Genomic DNA, 18,017 nt, shown 5'->3' on the forward strand with positions numbered 1-18,017 from the left:
CCCGACCGGTGTTCCGGGCGCCCCCAACCTCGGGCCCGCCCGTCGTCCGCCGTCGTGGTTGGATCGGAGCATGACCACTGGAGAGAACGAGCTGTCCCGCCCCGAGGTCGACGCGCCGGAGGGCCCCGCGCCCACGGAGCTCGTCGTCGAGGACATCACCGTCGGCGACGGCCCGGAGGCCACGCCGGGCGCGACCGTGAACGTGCACTACCTCGGCGTCGAGTACGAGACGGGTGAGGAGTTCGACGCCTCGTGGAACCGCGGGGAGTCGATCAACTTCCCGCTGCGCAGCCTCATCGCGGGCTGGCAGCAGGGCATCCCCGGCATGAAGGTGGGCGGGCGGCGCAAGCTCGTCGTGCCGCCGGAGCTCGCCTACGGCCCCGCGGGCGGCGGCCACCGCCTGTCCGGCAAGACGCTGATCTTCGTGATCGACCTGCTCGGCGTGTCCTGACCGACCCGCTGACGCACAGGAGGGCCCCGGTCGTCGACCGGGGCCCTCCTGCTTCGCCCTGCGGACGGCCCGCGTGCGACCAGGCCCTACCGCGCCGGGCCGGGGCAGGCGACCAGCGCGGGGTCCGTCTCCGGGGTGCCGTCACCGGGCACCGGGCTCGTGACGGGCCCCGGCACCAGGGCGGCGTCCCGCTCCCGGCGTGCCGCCCGGAGGCGGACCACGGTGTCGACGAGGACGCCGAGGAGGATCCCGCCGACGACCCCCACCACGACGGCGAGGAGCGGGCTGTCGCCGACCCAGGCGGCGGCGAGCGTGCCGATGAGGACCGAGTACGTGGCCCAGGCGACCGAGGCGACGGCGGAGAGCGCCATGAAGCGGCGGCGTGAGAAGCCCACGGCCCCCGCCGTCACGTTGACCGCCGTCCGCCCGACGGGGACGAAGCGCGCGCCCAGGACGACGGACGCCCCGCGTCGGTCGAGCGACCGCGTCGCCCACGCGACGGCACGCTGACCCCGCGGGCCGCGCAGCGCCGGCAGCGCGCGCGTGCCCAGCGCCCGCCCGAGCGCGTAGGCGAGCTGGTCGCCGCACCAGGCGCCGAGCGCCGCGACGAGCAGCACGAGCCCCCAGGCGACGCCCCCGCCGGACTGGGCGCCCACCGCGAGCATCACGATGACCGTCTCACCCGGGATCGGCGGGAAGAACCCGTCGCCCGCGGTCGTCGCGAAGAGCGTCGGCAGCGCCCACACGGAGTCGACGAGCGCGAGCAGCCACGCCTCGACCTGTCCCCACAGCTCCACGACCCACGCGACCATGCGTCCCAGCCTCGACCGCGTGCGCGCGCGGCACCATGGGGTATCCCCCCGGTTCTCCCCTGAGGCGACCCCGACCAGCCGCCCGCGGACGCGTGGTCCCACGACCCTCCGGTCCGGGGGACAATGTGGCTCGACGCATTCGCCTCCCCGCGCCGCAGCCGGCGGGCGGGGACGTCCGTGATCGAGGAGCGCTGTGATCACTGTCAGCACCGACGGCTCGTGCCTGAGCAACCCGGGCGGCGCCATCGGGTGGGCGTGGATCAACCACGACGGCACGTTCGACTCCGGCGGCGCCGTGAGCGGGACCAACCAGGTCGCCGAGCTGACCGCGCTGCTCCAGGCGGTCCGCGCGCACCCGGGCGCGGAGCCGCTGCTCATCGAGTCCGACTCCCAGTACGCCATCAAGTGCGCGTCGGAGTGGGTCGTCGCCTGGAAGCGCAAGGGGTGGCGCACCGCGGGCGGGCAACCCGTGAAGAACCTCGAGCTCGTGCAGGCGATCGACCGGGTCATCACCGAGCGCGCGGGGCCCGTGCGGTTCCGCTGGGTGCGCGGCCACGTCGGCGACCCGTTCAACGAGCGCGCCGACCAGCTCGCGGGACTCGCCGCCCAGGACTGGGCCGCCGGTCGCGGCGACCTCGACGGCACGCTCGTCCCCGAGCTCGGCGACCCCACGCGCCCCGCGGGCCGGGTGCCCGCCGCCACACCCGTCGCCACGCACGCCCCGGCGCCGAGGCAGCCGGCGCCCGAGCCCGCGTGGGACATGGACACCCTGTTCGACTGACCCTCACCCGCCGAACACGACCTTGGTGTCGCTATCGAGCGGATAACGACATCAAGGTCGTGCTCGACGGCGCGCAACGACGTGCTCGGCCGTCGGCGGCGGGTGGGACGATGGTCCGGTGACCGTCGTGCCGAGCCCGAGCCCAGCGCCCGCCGAGCACGCGGTCGGCGGCGGTCCGGGCGCGGGCGCCGTGCTCGGTGGAGCGCTCGTCCAGCGTGTCCGGTCGGACCGACCCCTGGACCTGCACCTCACGCTCGGGCGGCTCTCCCGCGGGCCCTACGACCCGACGTTCCGCCGCACGCCGTCCGGGGACGTCTGGCGCACGACGCGGATGCCCGCCGGCCCCGCGACCTGCCGCCTCGCCCAGACCGGGCCGCGCGACGTCGTCGGGCACGCCTGGGGACCGGGCGCCCAGGAGGCGCTCGACGCCCTCCCCCACCTGCTGGGCGAGCAGGACGACGACACCGGCTTCATCCCGCCCGCGCCCCTGCGCGACGCGCACCGGCGCAGCACCGGGCTGCGCATCCCCCGCACCGGCCGCGTGCTGGAGGCGCTCGTCCCCGCGATCCTCGAGCAGCGCGTCCAGACGGTCGCCGCGTGGCGGTCGTGGGGGTGGCTCCTGCGCCGGTACGGCGAGCGCGCACCCGGTCCCGCGGGCGACGCCGGGATGCTCGTCGTGCCCGACGCCGCCACGTGGGCGCGCGTCCCGTCGTGGGACTGGCACCGGGCGAACGTCGACCCGGGTCGTGCGCGGACCGTGGTCGCGGCCGCGCGCGTCGCCCGCCGACTCGAGGAGTGCGGCGCGCTGCTCGACGCGCAGGGCTCCGCCGCCGCGCACGCCCGGCTCCAGGCGGTCCCCGGCGTGGGCGTGTGGACCGCGGCCGAGGTCGCGCAGCGCGCGCTGGGCGACGCCGACGCCGTGTCCGTGGGCGACTACCACCTCGCCAAGGCGGTCGGCTGGGCGCTCGTCGGCGAGCGCGTCGACGACGAGCGCATGCTCGAGCTCCTCGCGCCGTACTCCCCGCACCGCTATCGCGTCGTCCGGCTCCTGGAGCTTTCCGGCAGGGCGCACGCGCCTCGGCGCGGGCCGCGCCTCTCGATCCAGGACCACCGGTCGAACTGACGGCCACGCGCCTCCCTGAAGACACGAAAGAGCCGCCGGAACCTGGCGTTCCGGCGACTCTTTCCTGCGCTCACGGGTCTACTCGGGGAGCGCGCACACCCCGTCGACGCAGACCGCGGCGTCGTCCGCGCCCACGAGCGTGAGCGACGGCGCGGTCTCGCGGTGCGGGGCGGCCGCGTCCGCGGCGCTCACGCTCATGAGCGTGGTGCGGCGCGGGTTCGCGATGGAGTGGTAGAGGTTCGTCGTGGTGTCGGTCATCTGAGGCCTCCTCGTGGGAATCACGGGCGCCGGTGCACGTGTGGAGCCGGCGTCGGTGCGGGCTGCGTCCCAGTCTCGGTGATACCGAGTCGCAGGTCCACCGCACCGGGGTGTGAGATACGTCGCTCTCCGAACCTCGTCTCGCAGAGCGGACGAGTCAGGCGGCGTCGCGCTCCGCGACGGCCTGCTGGAGCACCTGGACGAAGACCGCGGGGTCCTGGGCGCCCGAGACGCCGTACCGGCCGTCGACCACGAAGAACGGCACCCCGTTGATCCCGTAGGCACGCGCCTGGTCGATGTCCGCCTGCACGTCGTCGGCGTAGCGGCCGTCCTCGAGGGCCGCGACGGCCTCGGCGCGGTCGAGCCCGACCTCGGCCGCGAGGTCCGCGAGCTCCTGGACGCGCCCCACGTGCCGCCCCTCCTCGAAGTACGCCTTGAGGAGGCGCTCCTTCATCTCGACCTGCTTGCCGTGCGCCTTCGCGTGGTGCAGCAGCTCGTGGGCGGTGAGGGTCTTGGTGTGCTGGAGCGCGTCGAAGTCGTAGCTCAGACCCTCGGCGGCGGCGAGCTGGGTCATCTGCCCGAGCATCTGCTCGACCTGCGCGCGCGGCATGCCCTTGTGCCCCGCGAGGAAGTCCACCTCGGTGCCGTCGAAGTCGACCGGGGTGTCCGGCGCCAGCTCGAACGAGTGGTACTCGATGTCGACCTGCGGGCCGTCGCCGGCCTCGGCGAGCCGACCGAGCGCCGTCTCGAGGCGCCGCTTGCCGACGTAGCACCAGGGGCACGCGACGTCGGACCAGATGTCGATCTTCACCGTGGGGGCCGTCGCGTCCGTCGCGGCGGGGCTGTTCGTCGTCATGTGACCGTTCAACCATCTGGACGACCGCACGATTCCCCCGGGCCGAGCGTCAGGGCGTGACGTTCGCCGCACGGTAGAGGTCCTGCAGCACCATGATCTCCGCGCCGTGGTGGATCAGCTCGCGGTTCATGTGCGCGACGAGGTGGACGAACGGCGACTGCGCGTCGATCTCCGTCGCCTGGCTGAGCCCGACCGTGAACGCCCCCTCGTCCGGCAGCGCGTCGACCCCCGCCCGCCACCGGTCCACCTCGTGCCGCAGCCCCGCGACGGCGGCACCGACCTCGCCCGAGAACGCCACCGTGTCGCGACGGCGCTCGTGGGGTCCGAACGTCCACTCCCACCGCTCGAAGAAGGCCTCGGTGAGGTGCGCGACCAGCCACCCGATCGTCCGCGGCTGCGACGAGTCCGGGCCGTCCGGCCACTCCATCACCCAGTCGCCGACGCCGAGCGTGCGCGGCGTGCGCTCGGTGCCGCGCCGCACGACGCGCAACGCGTCCGGGCCGGGCTCCCACTCGAGCTCCGCCTGGGTGAGGGTCGCGAGCCGTTCCGCGACCTCGAGCCACGAGAACCCGAGCTGGCCGCGCACGACCGCGAGCGCCGTCGGTACCGTGAGGATCGACCAGTCGAACTCCGGGCTCCCGTACGCGATCTCCCCGTCCGCCGTCTCGTGCACCATCTCGTCCCCCCTCCCCGGCGGCGTCGTCGCCGCCCCTCCGTGTCCGTACCGACGCTAACGGGGACCACCCACCCCGGCGCGCGAGAATGGGGTCGACCGTCCCACCCCCGACCTCCGGAGTCCCCGTGCGCGTCCGCCCCCGCACCGTCCTGCTCGTCGCGACCGGGATCGCCGTCGTCCTGCTCGGCGCCCTCGTCGTGTTCCTCGCGATCAACGGCGTCGACGGCGTCCCCGGCTGACACCCCCGACGCGCGCCCCGGGCGTCCCCGGGTGATCCTGCTGGAGGACCCCCGCAGGAAGGCCGACCCGTGACCGCGACCGACACCGTCCCCGACCCGCAGCTCGTCCTCGTGCGCCACGGCGAGACCGAGTGGAGCGCGAGCGGCCGCCACACCGGCCGGTCGGACATCCCCCTCACGGTCGCGGGCGAGCAGCAGGCCGTCGCGGCCGGCGTGTGGCTCCAGCGGTGGGCCGACCGCCGGGGTCGACGCCCCGCCGTCGTGCTCTCGAGCCCGCGCCAGCGCGCGCGACGCACCGCCGACCTCGCCGGGTTCCCGGACGCGGAGACCGACGACGACCTCGCCGAGTGGGACTACGGTCCCGTCGACGGACGGACCGCGGTCGACGTCGGCGAGCAGCTGGGCCACGAGTGGCTGATCTTCCGGGACGGCGTCAACGTCCTCGCGGCGGCGAACGGCCACCGGGGCGAGGAGCTCACGGACGTGGCCGACCGGGCCGGGCGCGTGCTCCGGCGCGTCGAGCCGACCTTGCAGGGTGGCGAGGACGTCGTCCTGTTCGCGCACGGGCACCTGCTCCGTGTCCTCGCGACCGTGTGGCTCGGCGTCGACCCCGGCCTGGGAGCGCGGTTCGAGCTCGGCACCGCCGCGATCTGCCTGCTGGGGTACGGGCACGGGCTGCGCACGATCGAGGGCTGGAACCTCTCGGCACAGGACTGACCCCCGGGCCGGCCGACGGCGGGACGGCTCTCCCCCCGCGGACCGCGAGGTGGCACCATGCTGCCCATGGGTCTGAGCGAGAAGCACCTCACCGAGGGCGAGCACGTCGTCATGGAGCTCAAGGAGCACGCGAAGGCGCTGTTCTGGCCGTTCGTGCTGCTGGTCGCCCTCGTCGCGGCCGTCGTCGTGGCGGTCGTGCTCGTCCCGAACGACGTCGTCCGCTGGGTCGTCGCGGGCCTCGCCCTCGTCGCGGCGATCGTCTGGGTGCTGGTGCCGTGGCTGCGCTGGCGGACCACGGAGTACACCGTGACGAACAAGCGCATCGCGATGCGCTCGGGCATCATCACGCGCACCGGACGCGACATCCCGCTGTACCGCATCAACGACGTGAACTACGAGAAGGGCCCGATCGACCGGATCTTCGGGTGCGGGACGCTCGTCATCTCCGACGCGACCGACAAGCCGGGGCTGAACCTGCACGACGTCCCCGACGTCGAGAACGTCCAGGTCCGCCTGCACGACCTCCTCTTCACCGCCGACGACGGCTCCGACGACGGCGAGTGGCCGCCGAACGAGCCGCCCCGCGGCCCGCGCGCCCCGCGCATCCCGCGCGCGGAGCGCTGACGCGTCAGTCCTCGATGCCCCGCCCGACCGCGATCTCGGCGCGGGCCAGCATCTCGTCCGTCAGCGCGACGTCGCCCTCGAGGTGCGCGACGATGAGGCGGCGCGCGACGTCCACCGCGCGCTCGGGGTCCGCGCCGCGCGCGTTCCACGCCCCGAACCAGTCGGCGAGGGTCACGCCGTGCTCGGGCCGGTAGCACACCGTCACCGCGTCCCCCGCGCGCAGCTCGCCGTTGCGCACGACCCGCAGGTACGCGCCCGTCCGGTTCGCGGCGGTGAAGCGCTTGACCCACTTGTCCTCGCCGAGCCGGCGCGCGAACGTCGAGCACGGCGTCCTGGGCTGGGTGACCTCGAGCAGCGCGGTACCGACGGACCAGCGCTCCCCCACGACGGCCTCGCTCACGGGGATGCCTCGCACGCGCAGGTTCTCCCCGAACAGGCCGGGCGGGACCTCGCGCTCGAGCTGCCCGACCCACCAGTCGGCGTCGTCCTGCCCGTACGCGTACACGGCCTGCTCCTCGCCGCCGTGGTTCGCCCGGTCGGCCTGGAGGTCGGCGTAGAGACCGAGGCGTCGCACCTTCACCGGCCCGTCCACGGGCCGCTTGTCGATCGCGGTGACGCCGACGGGCCCCGCGTCGGGCAGGAGCGCGTGCACGCGGCACACGGCGAGGACCTCGCCCGTCGGGGCGCTGGAGGCGAGGTCGGTCACGGGCGCGGTGTCGGGTGCGGCGGGCGGTGCGGCGGGCGGTGCGGCGGGAGACATCCTCCGATTCTCGCAGCGCGCCGAGGCGGAGGACACCGGGGACCAAGGTCACGGGACCGGTCTCACCCCGCGCGGGTAGCGTCGTCGCCATGAGCGCCACCCGTCCCTCGCGCTGGGAGCAGAAGACCGCCGCCGACCCGTCGCACTCCACCTGGTACGTCGAGCGGTTCCGGGCGATGGCAGCCCGTGGCGCCGACCTCGCGGGCGAGGCGCGGCTGGTCGACGCCATGCTGCCCCGTGGCTCACGGGTGCTCGACGCCGGGTGCGGACCGGGACGCGTCGGCGCGAAGCTGTTCGCGCACGGCCACACCGTCGTCGGGGTCGACGTCGACCCGGTGCTGATCGAGGCCGCGCGCGCCGACCACCCGGGGCCCGACTGGCGCGTGGGCGACCTGGCCGAGCTCGACCTGCCGTCCGAGGATGTCACGGAGCCGTTCGACGCGGTCGTGTGCGCGGGCAACGTCATGACGTTCCTGGCGCCCGGGACCGAGGTCGAGGTCCTGCGCCGCTTTCGCGCGCACCTCGCGCCGGGCGGACGGGCCGTCGTCGGCTTCGGGACCGGGCGTGGCTACGCGCCCGAGCGGTTCCTCGCCGACGCCGAGGAGGCCGGGCTGCACCTCGACCTCGCCCTCGCGACGTGGGACCTGCGCCCGTGGACCCCGGACGCCGACTTCCTCGTCGCGGTGCTCTCCGCCGACGCGGCAGGCTGAGCGCCGGCGCCGACCGCGCGGCTCAGGCGGGCGTGAACGTGAACGTGACCGCGCCGCTCGACGTCCCTGGCTCCCCCTCCACGTCGTCGACGTGGAGCATGCCCGCGCCGTGCAGGTCGATCGTGTCCCCGAGGTCCGCCCGCAGGACGTCCTCGCCGCGCGGCGAGCGGACCGCGAGCTGCGCGAGCGCGCGCCCTGCGCCGACGCCGACGCGCATCACGCCCACCCGCACGTCGGCGAACTCCGCCTGCGCCCCCTGCGGGACCCGCGCCCGGCGCACCTCGTCGTTGCCTGCCATGCGTCAGCCTCCCGTGTAGACCGAGTCGAAGTTCTCCTTGTACTCCTGCTCGGTGAGCCAGAGGTCGCCGACCTTCTGCTCGCCGTCCAGCATCCCGCCGCCGGGTCCCCACGGGTTGACGACGTGGATCTTCAGCTCGCCGTCCACCTCCTTGACCTCGGTGACGACGTACGCGTGGTTGGGGACGATGCGGCTGTCGTCGACCTCGTCCTCCCAGAACCAGAAGGCGTCGTCGTCCTCCGTGCCCACGGCGACGGGCCCGTCCTTCAACCGGTCCTGGATGTCGGAGAGGCTGAGCTCGCCCGACCGCTCGGCCGGGCGGCCCGTGATGGCCTCGAAGGCGTCGTCGGAGTGGCCGCCGTCGATGTCCTGGTAGTCGCCGCCGAAGTACTCGGCCGCCGCCTTCTCGTAGATCGAGACCCAGTTCGGCTCGCCGTTCTGGCCGCCGACGCCGTTCTCCGGCACCGTCGGCTCCACGACGATCTCGACCGGCTCGCCGTCCTTGTACATCGTCACGGTGTACGTGCCGTCGTCGTTGAGCCGGATGTGCTCGCGCAGGAAGTTCGGGTCGGTCGTCGTGACCGCGCCCAGGCCGGCGAGGAACCAGCAGTCCCCGACCTGCCCCTGGTTGATGTCGTCGATCGAGAAGTCCTCGTTCTCGAGGTCGATCGGCGGGACGTCCTCGTAGTCGCCGAGGTCGTCGGTGAGGTCCGGGTCGCCGGGCCGGTCGCCGTCCTCGCCCGGCGTGCTGCGGTCGCCGCCGCCCCCGCCGGACCCGCCGCCATTGGATCCGGCGGCGCCGTCCGTGCTCGCGCTCTCCTGCTGGTCGGCCTGGCGCACGACGGCGGTCGCCGCGTCCCCGAGGACCGCTCCGACCGCTGCGACGGCCGGGCCGTGCGACGTGGACCACTCACCGCGCAGCGCGTCGCCGTCCGGCCCCTCCCAGGGGCTGGACGTCACCAGCGCGTCGAGCTCGCCGCGCAGCGACGTCAGCCTGTCGGCGGCCTCGGACAACCGCTGTCCGAGCTGTCGCAGCTGTGCGACGTCCGCCCCGTACATCCCGCTCATGTCTCCCCCTCGCCCGCAGGTCGCCGAGACCGTACCGCCGCGCGCCCACGCCGGTCCATGGGTCGTGCTCCCCATCCACGCGGCGGGCCGCGCGTCCGACGGCGCTGGTAGCGTCCCCCGCGGACGCGCACGCGACGACCGAGGGGGACCCATGACGGAGCTGGCCACGACACGGCGCGAGAGCGCGCCCGCGCGGGCCGCGGGGGTGGTGCTCGTGCTGGCTGCCCTCGCCACCGTGGCCGCGTGCGGCGCCGACGAGCCGGCGGAGCCGCCCGCGCCGGACGCCGTCACGGCGTACGAGCAGACCCGCCAGGACGTCCTCGCCGCCGTCCACGACGTCTACGGCGCGGACGGCTGGACCGACGACGACGGGGGCGCCACGGCGACGGCGCAGGACGACGGTCGCTGCGTCGTCTTCCTCCCCGACGCCCGGGCCACGCCGGGGGGCGAGGACGCGTACGGCCTGCTCGCCGACGTCCCCGACGCGATCGCCCCGGTGCTCGACGAGCACGGGTTCGGCGAGCCGTCCGACGTGGTCGAGGCCGAGCACGGCGGGTCCGCCTCGGTCGAGGCCACGGACCCGGCGGGGTGGTCGGTGCGCGTGACCGCCGACGGCGACCTGGTCCGTCTCGACGTGTCCGGCCCGGTCGACCTCGACCCGTGCGACGAGGCCGGCCTGCCGGAGCTCGGCTGAGCCGTGCCGTCGTACCGCGTGACCCTCGCCGTGGGCCTGCTGCGCCCGGGCGCCGACCCCGAGGCCGTGCTCCCCGCCGCCGCGGCGGCGGCGCGCGCCCTGACGACGGTCGAGGCGTACGACGTCGGCGTCGTGCGCGGCGAGGCCCGCGTCACCGTCCGCTTCCTCGCCGACACGGACGCGGCCGCGCACGCGGTCGCCGACGCGGTGGAGGCCGGGGTGCGCGCCCACGCCGCGACGTCGGGCGGCCGCCTGACCCGCCGCTGGGGAGCGCGCTGGCACCCGGCCTGACGGTCGCCGGCCGGGGACGGGCGACCGGACCGCCACCGCGCGACGTCGGCGCGGGACCGGTTCAATGGACGGACCTGTCACCGACGCCGGGGAGGCGAACCCGTGGCCACGAGGACCGGCCTGTTCCGTCGCAAGTCCGTCGAGGACTCGCTCGCGGCGATCGACGACCCGGAACGCTCGCTCAAGCGCAGCCTGACCTCCTGGGACCTCGCGGTCCTCGGGGTCGCGGTCGCGGTCGGCGCGGGCATCTTCTCCGTCGGAGCGACGGCCGCCGCGAACTACGCGGGGCCCAGCGTCATCGTCTCGTTCGTCATCGCGTCGATCGTGTGCGCCCTGGCCGTCATGTGCTACGCCGAGTTCGCGTCCGCGATCCCCGTCGCCGGGTCGGCGTACACGTTCTCCTACGCGACGATGGGCGAGCTCGTCGCCTGGATCATCGGGTGGGACCTCATCCTGGAGATGCTGCTCGCGTCGGCGGTCATCGCGAAGTTCTGGGGCGTCTACCTCGGTGACGCGTTCGGGCTGTTCGGCATCGACCTGCCGCTGACGATCCCGATCGGTCCGGTCGACCTCGAGTGGGGCCCGGTGTTCATCGTCGCGGTGTTCACCGCGCTGCTCGCGATCGGCACCAAGCTCAGCACGCGCGTCAACAGCGTGTTCACGGTCATCAAGGTCGGCATCACGCTGTTCGTCATCGTGGTCGGGTTCTTCTTCGTCGACGCCTCGAACTACTCGCCGTTCGTGCCGCCCGCCCAGCCCGCGCCGGAGCAGTCGGCGCTCGAGCAGCCGCTGGTCGGCTTCCTCACGGGGCTCGAGCCCACGACGTACGGGGTCATGGGCCTGCTCGCGGGCGCCGCGCTCGTGTTCTTCGCGTTCATCGGGTTCGACGTCGTCGCGACCACGGCCGAGGAGGCCAAGGACCCGCAGCGCACGCTCCCGCGCGGCATCCTCGGCGGCCTCGCGATCGTCACCGTCCTGTACATCCTCGTGACGCTCGTCGTGACGGGCATGGTGTCGTACACCGAGCTCGCGGAGTCCGACGCGCCGTCCCTCACGACGGCGTTCATCCTCGTGGGCGCGGACTGGGCCGGCCGCGTGATCTCCGTCGGCATCCTCATCGGGCTGACGACGGTGATCATGGTGCTGCTGCTCGGCCTCACGCGCGTCGTGTTCGCGATGAGCCGCGACGGGCTCCTCCCCCGCGGCATCTCGCGGACCTCGCACCGGTACCACACGCCGGTCCGCCTCCAGGTGGGGGTGGGCATCGTCGTGGCGCTCATCGCCGGGCTCTCCCAGGTGGAGCTGCTCGAGGAGATGATCAACATCGGGACGCTCTCCGCGTTCGTCCTCGTGAGCTTCGGCATCCCGATCCTGCGCCGCTCGCGGCCCGACCTGCAGCGCTCGTTCAAGGTGCCGTGGTCGCCCGTGCTGCCGATCGTGTCCGGCGTCGCGTGCCTCTGGCTCATGGCCAACCTCACGACGCTCACGTGGCTCCGGTTCCTCGGCTGGGTCGTCGTGGGTCTCGTCATCTACGCGATCTACGGCTACCGGCACTCCGTCGCCGGCCGGGACCCGCTGAAGGGCGACGTCGCCGCGTAGGTGCCGACGCGTCGGTACCGTGGGCGCGCATGAGCGCCACGGAGACCGGGACCACGGCCGACCTCGTCCGCGAGGCTCTGGAGGAGCAGCACCCCGACCTCGCCGGGCTGCCGCTCCGCGAGGTCGCGGGCGGCTGGGGGAACCAGATGTGGCGGCTCGGGGACGACCTGGCCGTCCGGGTGCAGCGCATGGACCCGACACCGGAGTCCCAGCTCAAGGAGCGGCGGTGGCTGCCCGTGCTCGCGCCGCGCCTGCCGCTCCCCGTGCCCACGCCCGTGCGGTGCGGCGAGCCGTCCGCGCGTCTCCCGCGGCACTGGACGGTCATGACCTGGGTCCCCGGCGAGCCGCTGGACCACGGCACGATCACGCGGGGCGCGCACGCCGCCGACGCGCTGGCGGGCTTCCTCCGGGCGCTGCACGTGGGGGCGCCCGCCGACGCGCCGACGTCCACGGACCGGGGCGCCCACCCCCGCGACGCGACGGACGGCTTCGAGGGGTTCCTGCGCGCCGTCGCCCCCGACGACGCCGCCGCCGTCCGGTCCGTCTGGGCCGACGCCGTCGCGGTCCCGGCGTGGGAGGGGCCGCCCGTGTGGGTGCACGGGGACCTCCACCCCGCGAACGTCGTCGTCGCGGACGGGACGCTCGCGGGCATCGTCGACTTCGGCGACCTGTTCGCCGGCGACCCGGCGTGGGACCTCGCCGCCGCCTGGGTGCTGCTGCCCGCCGGCACCGCCGCGCGGTTCTTCGACGCCTACGCGCGCGCCGACGACGCGACGGTCCGCCGCGCGCGCGGGCTGGCGGCGCTCAAGGCCCTCTTCCTCCTGCTCATGGGGCAGAACGGCGACCGGGGTCTGCCCGGCGGCAAGACCCGCTGGGGGCCCGCGGGCCGGGCGGCGCTCGACCGCGTCCTGGCGGGATGACGCCTCGCCGCGCGCCGTCCGCTCCTGCTCGGCACCGAGGCCGCACAGAACCTACGCAACCGTAGGTTACGGTGGCGTAGTGAACACTCTGGCGACGAGGCCGTGGACCGACCGCTACGCTCCCGGCGTCCCGACGGACGTCGAGATCCCCGACGAGCCGGTCACGGCCGCCCTCTACCGCGGGGCCGAGCGCTGGCCCGACCGCGTCGCGGTCGACTTCTTCGGCGCGACCACGACCTACGCGCGGCTCGTCGCGCAGGTCGAGCGCGCCGCGAGCGCCCTGCACGACCTCGGCGTGCGCCACGGCGACCGCGTCGCGCTCGTGCTGCCCAACAGCACGTCGCACGTCGTCGCGTTCTACGCCGTCCAGCGCCTCGGCGCCGTCGTCGTCGAGCACAACCCCACGTACACGGCCGACGAGCTCGCCCACCAGCTCGCCGGCTCCGGCGCGAGCGTCGCCGTCGTGTGGACCAAGACCGTCCCCGCCGTGCTCGAGGCCCGCGCGCACGCGCCCGGCCTGCGCACCGTCGTCGGGCTCGACATCGCGCGCGACCTGCCGCGTGGGAGCCGCCTCGCGCTCCGCCTGCCCGTCGCCCGCGCGCGGTCCCAGCGCGACGCGCTGCGCGGCCCCGTGCCCGCCGGGGTACCCGACTGGCACGACCTCGTCCGCCGCGCGCGGGCGCTCCCGCCGGCGCTCCCCCACCCGGGCGCCGACGACGTCGCGCTCCTCCAGTACACCGGCGGCACCACGGGCACCCCCAAGGGCGCGGTGCTGACGCACCGCAACCTCGTCGCGAACGTCGTGCAGGGTCAGGCGTGGGCGACGTTCGAGGAGGGCGCCGAGACCGTCTACGGCGTGCTGCCCTTCTTCCACGCGTTCGGGCTGACGTTCTGCCTCACCCTGCCCGCGCGCATCGGCGCGACGCTCGTCGCGTTCCCCAAGTTCGACCCGCAGGCGTTCGTCGCCGCGCAGGCGCGCCGCCCCGCGACGTTCCTGCCCGGCGTCGCGCCCATGTTCGACCGCATCGTCACCGCCGCCGAGGGCGCGCCCGGCCCGGGCTCCGACCTCACCTCGATCCGCCTCGCGTTCGCGGGCGCGATGCCCATCACCGCCGAGACCGCGCGGCGCTGGGAGGACGCGACGGGCGGGCTGCTCATCGAGGGCTACGGCATGACCGAGACGTCGCCGATCTCGCTCGGCAACCCGTGCTCCGACGACCGCCGCCCCGGCACGCTCGGCCTCCCGTTCCCCAGCACCGAGATCCGCGTGGTCGACGCCGACGCGCTCGACGCGGGCGACCTGCGCGACGCCGACCCCGAGCCCACGGACGACCCCGCCGCGCCCCCCACCGTGCGCGGCGAGCTCCTCGTGCGCGGCCCGCAGGTGTTCCGCGGCTACTGGAACCGCCCCGAGGAGACCGCGCACCAGCTCCTCGACGACGGCTGGCTGCGTACCGGCGACGTCGTCCGGGTCGCGCTCGACGGCCCCGACGCCGGCCTCGTCACGCTCGTCGACCGCATCAAGGAGATGATCGTCACCGGCGGGTTCAAGGTGTACCCCTCCCAGGTCGAGGACCACCTGCGCGGGATGCCGGGCGTCCGCGACGTCGCCGTCGTGGGCGTGCCGGGCAGCGGCTCGGACGAGCACGTCGCGGCCGTCGTCGTGCTCGACGACGCCGACGACGCCGCCTCGCCCCCGCGCGTCGACCTCGCCGCCGTCCGCGAGTGGGGCGAGAAGCGCCTCGCCCGCTACGCCCTGCCCCGCACGCTCGCCGTCGTGCCGGAGCTCCCACGCTCCCAGATCGGCAAGGTCCTGCGCCGCGTCGTCCGCGAGGACCTCCTGGACCGCGACGACGTCGAGCACCACCGCGCCTGACCCTCGCCCCGACCCGCAACTGCCGAGGTAGAACCCTGGTCCGCCGAAGGAGAACCCAGGTCGTGCGGGTCCTGCAGTCGCCCGGGTGCGCGAGGACCAGGGTGAGACGACGTCGGGCGGGGTGGGTGGTGGTGCCGCGTCGTGGCGGGCCTGGCGGGAGCCGCGAGGAACGAGCGGCGGATGGTAGACGCGGCACCACCACCCACCCCGCCCACCCAACGCAACCACACGCCGTCGAGCACACCCACGGCTCTACCCCGCGCGACCACGGCTCTACCTCGCCCCACGGCGCCCTGTTCGGCGCGGGGGCGGGGTTCGCCGTAACCTGGCAGACGTCGTCGGCGACGTCCGCGACGCAGGCGGGCGGGCACCGGCGCTCTCCCACCCCGTCGCCCCGAGGAGGCCCCGTGCCCGAGCCCGTCACCGCTGCGCCTGGTCCGGCAGCCCCCGACTCCCTGCCGCACGTCGTGGTGGTCGGCGCGGGGTTCGCCGGGCTCGCCGTCGTCAAGGGGCTCGCCAAGGCGCCCGTGCGCGTGACGCTCGTGGACCGCCGCGTCTACAACACGTTCCAGCCGCTGCTCTACCAGGTCGCGACGGGCGGGCTGAACCCGGGCGACGTCACCTACTTCCTGCGCGGGCTGCGGCTCAAGCAGAGGAACGTGCGGGTCGTGCACGAGCACCTCGTCGGCATCGACCACGAGGCGCGGCGCATTCACCTCCTCAACGACGAGTGGGTCGACTACGACTACCTCGTCGTCGCGAACGGCGTCACGGCGAACTTCTTCGGCACCCCGGGCGCCAAGGAGAACTCGTTCCCCATGTACTCGCGGTCCCAGGCGATGAAGATCCGCGACACGCTCTTCATCCGCCTCGAGAAGGCGGCGGCGAACCCCGGGACCGACGAGGGGCTGCGCGTCGTGGTCGTGGGCGGCGGCGCGACGGGCGTCGAGGTCGCGGGGGCGCTCGCCGAGCTGCGCACCGCGGGCCTGCGCCCCGCCTACCCCGAGATCCACGGCGACGCGTTCGAGGTGAAGATCGTCCAGCGCGGCGGCGAGGTGCTCAAGTCGTTCCACCCGAGGCTGCGCCGGTACGCGGCGGAGGAGCTGCGCCGCCGCGGCGTCGGCCTGCACCTGGGGGCAGGGGTCGCGGAGGTGCTGCCGGACGCCGTCGTGCTCACCGACGGCACGCGCATCCGCTCCGACCTCACGGTCTGGTCGGCCGGCGTCCACCCGCACGAGGAGGTCGACGACTGGGGCCTGCCGCGCGGCGAGGGCGGGCGTGTCGTCGTCGGCGACGACCTCCAGGTCGAGGGCCTGCCGGGCGTCTTCGCGGCGGGCGACATCGCGATCTCGCCCGCCGGGCTGCCGCAGCTCGCACAGCCCGCGATCCAGTCGGGCGAGCAGGTCGCGCGGAACATCGAGGCGCTGCTCGCCGGGCGCCCGACGACGTCCCTGCGCTACTTCGACAAGGGCACCATGGCGGTCATCGGCCGGCGCGCGGCGATCGCCGAGGTCGTCGGGAGGCTGCGCCTCACGCGCGGCGTCGCGTGGCTCGCGTGGCTGTTCGTCCACATCATGGGGCTCATCGGGCCGCGCAACCGGCTGACGACGCTCGCCGGCCTGGTCACGCGCTACGGGTTCCCGTTCCACCGTCGCCCGATCCCCATCGTCGGCGACGTCCCGACCGTCCGGCCGCCCAAGCGCACGACGCCCCGGCGCGGCTGAGGCGCCGAGGATCACCCGCTGTCGACGCCTCTCCCGGCCGCACCCGGCGCGACCGTCACGTACCCTCGAAGACGCAGGGAAGTTTGCAGGGGCAACCGGGGGCACGTGTGGCAGGACGAACGACGGCACCGTCGACGACGACGGGCCGAACGCAGAGGAACATCTCGCAGCAGGGCGGAGCGCAGCGCACGGCTCGCTCGGGCCCGGCGCTGCCGCGGCGCGCACGCGTCGTCGTGCTCGCCGCCGTGGCCGTGGCGGCGCTGGCCGGGTGCCGCGCCGAGGCCCTGCCCGGTGGTCCCGGGACGCCGACGCCGTCGCCCACCGCGCTCCCGACCGCGGCCCCGACCCCCGGTCCGACGACCGAGCCCACCGGCTCCCCGACCACCGGGCCGGGAGCCCCGGTCCCGCCCGGCGGGTCCGACGGCGTCGAGGTCTCGGTAGAGATCGAGCCCGCGTTCCCGATGCCGAACCTCGTGGAGACCAAGCTCAAGCAGGCACGCGCGGACCTCGAGAAGCGCGGCGCCGCCAGCGTCGTCGTGGTCGACGCGCGCGACCCGGGCGCGGGCACCCTGCCGGGTGCGTCGAACGGCTGGACGGTGTGCGCCCAGGATCCTGCGGGCGGCGACCTCCTCCGGGGGTCGGCGACCGTGACGCTCGCCGCGGCACCCAACGCGCGGCAGTGCCCCTGACGCTCCCGGCGCCCTGACGCCGTCCCAGGTGGCGGCGTCGGCCTCGGGAGAGCACGGTGGGATCCTCACCGCGAGGTCGGCCTGACCGTCTCGAGATCGGCCCCCTGAGGGTCGATCTCGCCCGCTCGGGTCGATCTCGACGCCAGCAGACAGGAGTCCGCCGCATGAAGATCGCCCTCGTCGGTGCCCACGGCAAGGTGGGCCGGCTGCTCGTCCCGATCCTCGTCGACCACGACGCCGCCGTGACCGGGATCGTGCGCGCCGAGGAACAGCTCCCGCTCGTCCGCCGCCTGGGCGGCGAGCCGCTCATGCTCGACGTCGAGCGCTCCTCCGTCGACGAGCTCACCGCCGCGCTCGGCGGGTTCGACGCCGTCGTGTGGTCCGCCGGGGCGGGCGGCGGGGACCCGGAGCGCACCTACGCCGTCGACCGCGACGCCGCGAGCCGCACCATGGACGCCGCCGCGGCCGCCGGCGTGAGCCGCTACCTGATGGTCTCGTGGATCGGGTCCGTGCCGGACCACGGCGTCGACCCGGACTCGAGCTTCTTCGCCTACGCGGACGCCAAGCTCGCCGCCGACGACCACCTGCGCGGCACCGACCTCGACTGGACCATCCTCGGGCCGGGCACGCTCACCGACGACGACCCGACCGGCGCGATCCGCGTCGTCGGGGACGGTGCCGACGGGCTCGACGGCGCCGACGACGTCCCGGGCGGCGCGGCCTCGCAGGTCTCGCGCGCAGACGTCGCGATGGTCGTCGCGCAGGCCGTGCGCACCCCGGCGACGGTCGGCCGCTTCGTCCGGTTCACCGCCGGCGACACCCCCATCCTCGAGGCGCTCGACCGGTAGCCG

General features: G+C 74.9%; 21 protein-coding genes. 14 read left to right on the top strand and 7 right to left on the bottom strand.

Translation table 11 applies throughout. The features are described 5' to 3' along the window. Positions 1-70 precede the first annotated feature (70 nt). Complete coding sequence (locus tag A0J59_RS06475) at positions 71-451, top strand: FKBP-type peptidyl-prolyl cis-trans isomerase (RefSeq protein WP_047231162.1); 381 nt, start codon at positions 71-73, stop codon at positions 449-451. Between the two features lie 86 nt (positions 452-537). On the opposite strand, the gene A0J59_RS06480 is transcribed toward A0J59_RS06475, so the two are convergent. After that, positions 538-1,263 carry a DedA family protein gene (locus A0J59_RS06480; RefSeq protein ID WP_064315601.1) on the bottom strand — a complete coding sequence of 242 codons (726 nt, stop codon included), beginning with the start codon at positions 1,261-1,263 and terminating at the stop codon, positions 538-540. Between the two features lie 193 nt (positions 1,264-1,456). On the opposite strand from A0J59_RS06480, the gene A0J59_RS06485 reads away from it, so the two are divergent. Then, entirely contained in the window at positions 1,457-2,044 is a 588-nt protein-coding gene (locus A0J59_RS06485) for a ribonuclease H (protein WP_047231160.1), read from the top strand. Between the two features lie 118 nt (positions 2,045-2,162). Continuing rightward, entirely contained in the window at positions 2,163-3,167 is a 1,005-nt protein-coding gene (locus A0J59_RS06490) for a DNA-3-methyladenine glycosylase (RefSeq protein WP_255365041.1), read from the top strand. A 78-nt stretch (positions 3,168-3,245) separates the two neighbouring features. Here the strand turns inward: A0J59_RS06490 and A0J59_RS06495 are convergent, their stop codons facing one another. The 3 genes from A0J59_RS06495 to A0J59_RS06505 all read right to left on the bottom strand — a co-directional run bounded on the left by A0J59_RS06495 (position 3,246) and on the right by A0J59_RS06505 (position 4,957). Further along, positions 3,246-3,425 (bottom strand): hypothetical protein, encoded by a 180-nt coding sequence (locus tag A0J59_RS06495; protein WP_053370594.1) that lies wholly within the window; start codon positions 3,423-3,425, stop codon positions 3,246-3,248. 157 nt (positions 3,426-3,582) lie between these two features. After that, positions 3,583-4,281 carry a DsbA family protein gene (locus A0J59_RS06500; RefSeq protein WP_047231158.1) on the bottom strand — a complete coding sequence of 233 codons (699 nt, stop codon included), beginning with the start codon at positions 4,279-4,281 and terminating at the stop codon, positions 3,583-3,585. A gap of 49 nt (positions 4,282-4,330) precedes the next feature. After that, positions 4,331-4,957 carry a DinB family protein gene (locus tag A0J59_RS06505; protein ID WP_064315602.1) on the bottom strand — a complete coding sequence of 209 codons (627 nt, stop codon included), beginning with the start codon at positions 4,955-4,957 and terminating at the stop codon, positions 4,331-4,333. 308 nt (positions 4,958-5,265) lie between these two features. Between A0J59_RS06505 and A0J59_RS06510 the strand changes: the two genes are divergently transcribed. Together A0J59_RS06510 and A0J59_RS06515 are read left to right on the top strand one after the other, a co-directional pair. Next, positions 5,266-5,913, top strand: coding sequence for a histidine phosphatase family protein (locus A0J59_RS06510; protein WP_064315603.1), 648 nt, complete (start codon positions 5,266-5,268; stop codon positions 5,911-5,913). 57 nt (positions 5,914-5,970) lie between these two features. Next, positions 5,971-6,537: a PH domain-containing protein gene (locus A0J59_RS06515; protein ID WP_255365043.1), complete on the top strand. Its 567-nt coding sequence runs from the start codon at positions 5,971-5,973 to the stop codon at positions 6,535-6,537. A 4-nt stretch (positions 6,538-6,541) separates the two neighbouring features. Here the strand turns inward: A0J59_RS06515 and A0J59_RS06520 are convergent, their stop codons facing one another. Beyond that, entirely contained in the window at positions 6,542-7,297 is a 756-nt protein-coding gene (locus A0J59_RS06520) for an MOSC domain-containing protein (protein ID WP_082918800.1), read from the bottom strand. A gap of 89 nt (positions 7,298-7,386) precedes the next feature. On the opposite strand from A0J59_RS06520, the gene A0J59_RS06525 reads away from it, so the two are divergent. Further along, positions 7,387-8,007, top strand: a complete 621-nt coding sequence (locus A0J59_RS06525; RefSeq protein ID WP_064315605.1) for a bifunctional 2-polyprenyl-6-hydroxyphenol methylase/3-demethylubiquinol 3-O-methyltransferase UbiG — start codon at positions 7,387-7,389, stop codon at positions 8,005-8,007. A gap of 22 nt (positions 8,008-8,029) precedes the next feature. Here A0J59_RS06525 and A0J59_RS06530 read toward each other — a convergent pair whose 3' ends face one another. Both A0J59_RS06530 and A0J59_RS06535 read right to left on the bottom strand, forming a co-directional pair. Further along, the gene (locus A0J59_RS06530; protein ID WP_047231154.1) at positions 8,030-8,305 is read right to left on the bottom strand and encodes a hypothetical protein; all 276 of its coding nucleotides are present in this window, start codon (positions 8,303-8,305) and stop codon (positions 8,030-8,032) included. A 3-nt stretch (positions 8,306-8,308) separates the two neighbouring features. Next, on the bottom strand, positions 8,309-9,373 hold the full coding sequence (locus tag A0J59_RS06535) for a C2 family cysteine protease (protein WP_156186267.1): 1,065 nt from the start codon (positions 9,371-9,373) through the stop codon (positions 8,309-8,311). A gap of 151 nt (positions 9,374-9,524) precedes the next feature. On the opposite strand from A0J59_RS06535, the gene A0J59_RS06540 reads away from it, so the two are divergent. The 8 genes from A0J59_RS06540 to A0J59_RS06575 all read left to right on the top strand — a co-directional run bounded on the left by A0J59_RS06540 (position 9,525) and on the right by A0J59_RS06575 (position 18,014). Further along, positions 9,525-10,067 carry a hypothetical protein gene (locus A0J59_RS06540; RefSeq protein ID WP_064315606.1) on the top strand — a complete coding sequence of 181 codons (543 nt, stop codon included), beginning with the start codon at positions 9,525-9,527 and terminating at the stop codon, positions 10,065-10,067. Positions 10,068-10,070: 3 nt separating this feature from the next. Further along, positions 10,071-10,358 (top strand): hypothetical protein, encoded by a 288-nt coding sequence (locus tag A0J59_RS06545; protein ID WP_047231151.1) that lies wholly within the window; start codon positions 10,071-10,073, stop codon positions 10,356-10,358. A gap of 102 nt (positions 10,359-10,460) precedes the next feature. Then, positions 10,461-11,957, top strand: a complete 1,497-nt coding sequence (locus A0J59_RS06550) for an amino acid permease (RefSeq protein WP_082918803.1) — start codon at positions 10,461-10,463, stop codon at positions 11,955-11,957. A gap of 29 nt (positions 11,958-11,986) precedes the next feature. Next, entirely contained in the window at positions 11,987-12,877 is an 891-nt protein-coding gene (locus A0J59_RS06555) for an aminoglycoside phosphotransferase family protein (protein ID WP_064315607.1), read from the top strand. Between the two features lie 79 nt (positions 12,878-12,956). Then, positions 12,957-14,753 (top strand): AMP-binding protein, encoded by a 1,797-nt coding sequence (locus tag A0J59_RS06560; protein ID WP_064315608.1) that lies wholly within the window; start codon positions 12,957-12,959, stop codon positions 14,751-14,753. Positions 14,754-15,160: 407 nt separating this feature from the next. Beyond that, positions 15,161-16,477, top strand: a complete 1,317-nt coding sequence (locus tag A0J59_RS06565; protein ID WP_172820029.1) for an NAD(P)/FAD-dependent oxidoreductase — start codon at positions 15,161-15,163, stop codon at positions 16,475-16,477. Between the two features lie 107 nt (positions 16,478-16,584). After that, positions 16,585-17,166 carry a PASTA domain-containing protein gene (locus A0J59_RS06570; RefSeq protein ID WP_064315609.1) on the top strand — a complete coding sequence of 194 codons (582 nt, stop codon included), beginning with the start codon at positions 16,585-16,587 and terminating at the stop codon, positions 17,164-17,166. A 164-nt stretch (positions 17,167-17,330) separates the two neighbouring features. Further along, on the top strand, positions 17,331-18,014 hold the full coding sequence (locus A0J59_RS06575; protein ID WP_064315610.1) for an SDR family oxidoreductase: 684 nt from the start codon (positions 17,331-17,333) through the stop codon (positions 18,012-18,014). The last annotated feature ends 3 nt before the right edge of the window (positions 18,015-18,017 follow it).

This window comes from Cellulosimicrobium sp. I38E, assembly GCF_001647255.1.
GTDB classification, from domain to species: domain Bacteria; phylum Actinomycetota; class Actinomycetes; order Actinomycetales; family Cellulomonadaceae; genus Cellulosimicrobium; species Cellulosimicrobium cellulans_E.

Coding starts and splice junctions, on each gene's coding strand:
- A0J59_RS06475 (WP_047231162.1), top strand. CDS start 71: ATGACCACTGGAGAGAACGAGCTGTCCCGCCCCGAGGTCGACGCGCCG.
- A0J59_RS06480 (WP_064315601.1), bottom strand. CDS start 1,263: ATGGTCGCGTGGGTCGTGGAGCTGTGGGGACAGGTCGAGGCGTGGCTG.
- A0J59_RS06495 (WP_053370594.1), bottom strand. CDS start 3,425: ATGACCGACACCACGACGAACCTCTACCACTCCATCGCGAACCCGCGC.
- A0J59_RS06500 (WP_047231158.1), bottom strand. CDS start 4,281: ATGACGACGAACAGCCCCGCCGCGACGGACGCGACGGCCCCCACGGTG.
- A0J59_RS06505 (WP_064315602.1), bottom strand. CDS start 4,957: ATGGTGCACGAGACGGCGGACGGGGAGATCGCGTACGGGAGCCCGGAG.
- A0J59_RS06515 (WP_255365043.1), top strand. CDS start 5,971: ATGCTGCCCATGGGTCTGAGCGAGAAGCACCTCACCGAGGGCGAGCAC.
- A0J59_RS06520 (WP_082918800.1), bottom strand. CDS start 7,297: ATGTCTCCCGCCGCACCGCCCGCCGCACCGCCCGCCGCACCCGACACC.
- A0J59_RS06525 (WP_064315605.1), top strand. CDS start 7,387: ATGAGCGCCACCCGTCCCTCGCGCTGGGAGCAGAAGACCGCCGCCGAC.
- A0J59_RS06530 (WP_047231154.1), bottom strand. CDS start 8,305: ATGGCAGGCAACGACGAGGTGCGCCGGGCGCGGGTCCCGCAGGGGGCG.
- A0J59_RS06535 (WP_156186267.1), bottom strand. CDS start 9,373: ATGAGCGGGATGTACGGGGCGGACGTCGCACAGCTGCGACAGCTCGGA.
- A0J59_RS06540 (WP_064315606.1), top strand. CDS start 9,525: ATGACGGAGCTGGCCACGACACGGCGCGAGAGCGCGCCCGCGCGGGCC.
- A0J59_RS06555 (WP_064315607.1), top strand. CDS start 11,987: ATGAGCGCCACGGAGACCGGGACCACGGCCGACCTCGTCCGCGAGGCT.
- A0J59_RS06575 (WP_064315610.1), top strand. CDS start 17,331: ATGAAGATCGCCCTCGTCGGTGCCCACGGCAAGGTGGGCCGGCTGCTC.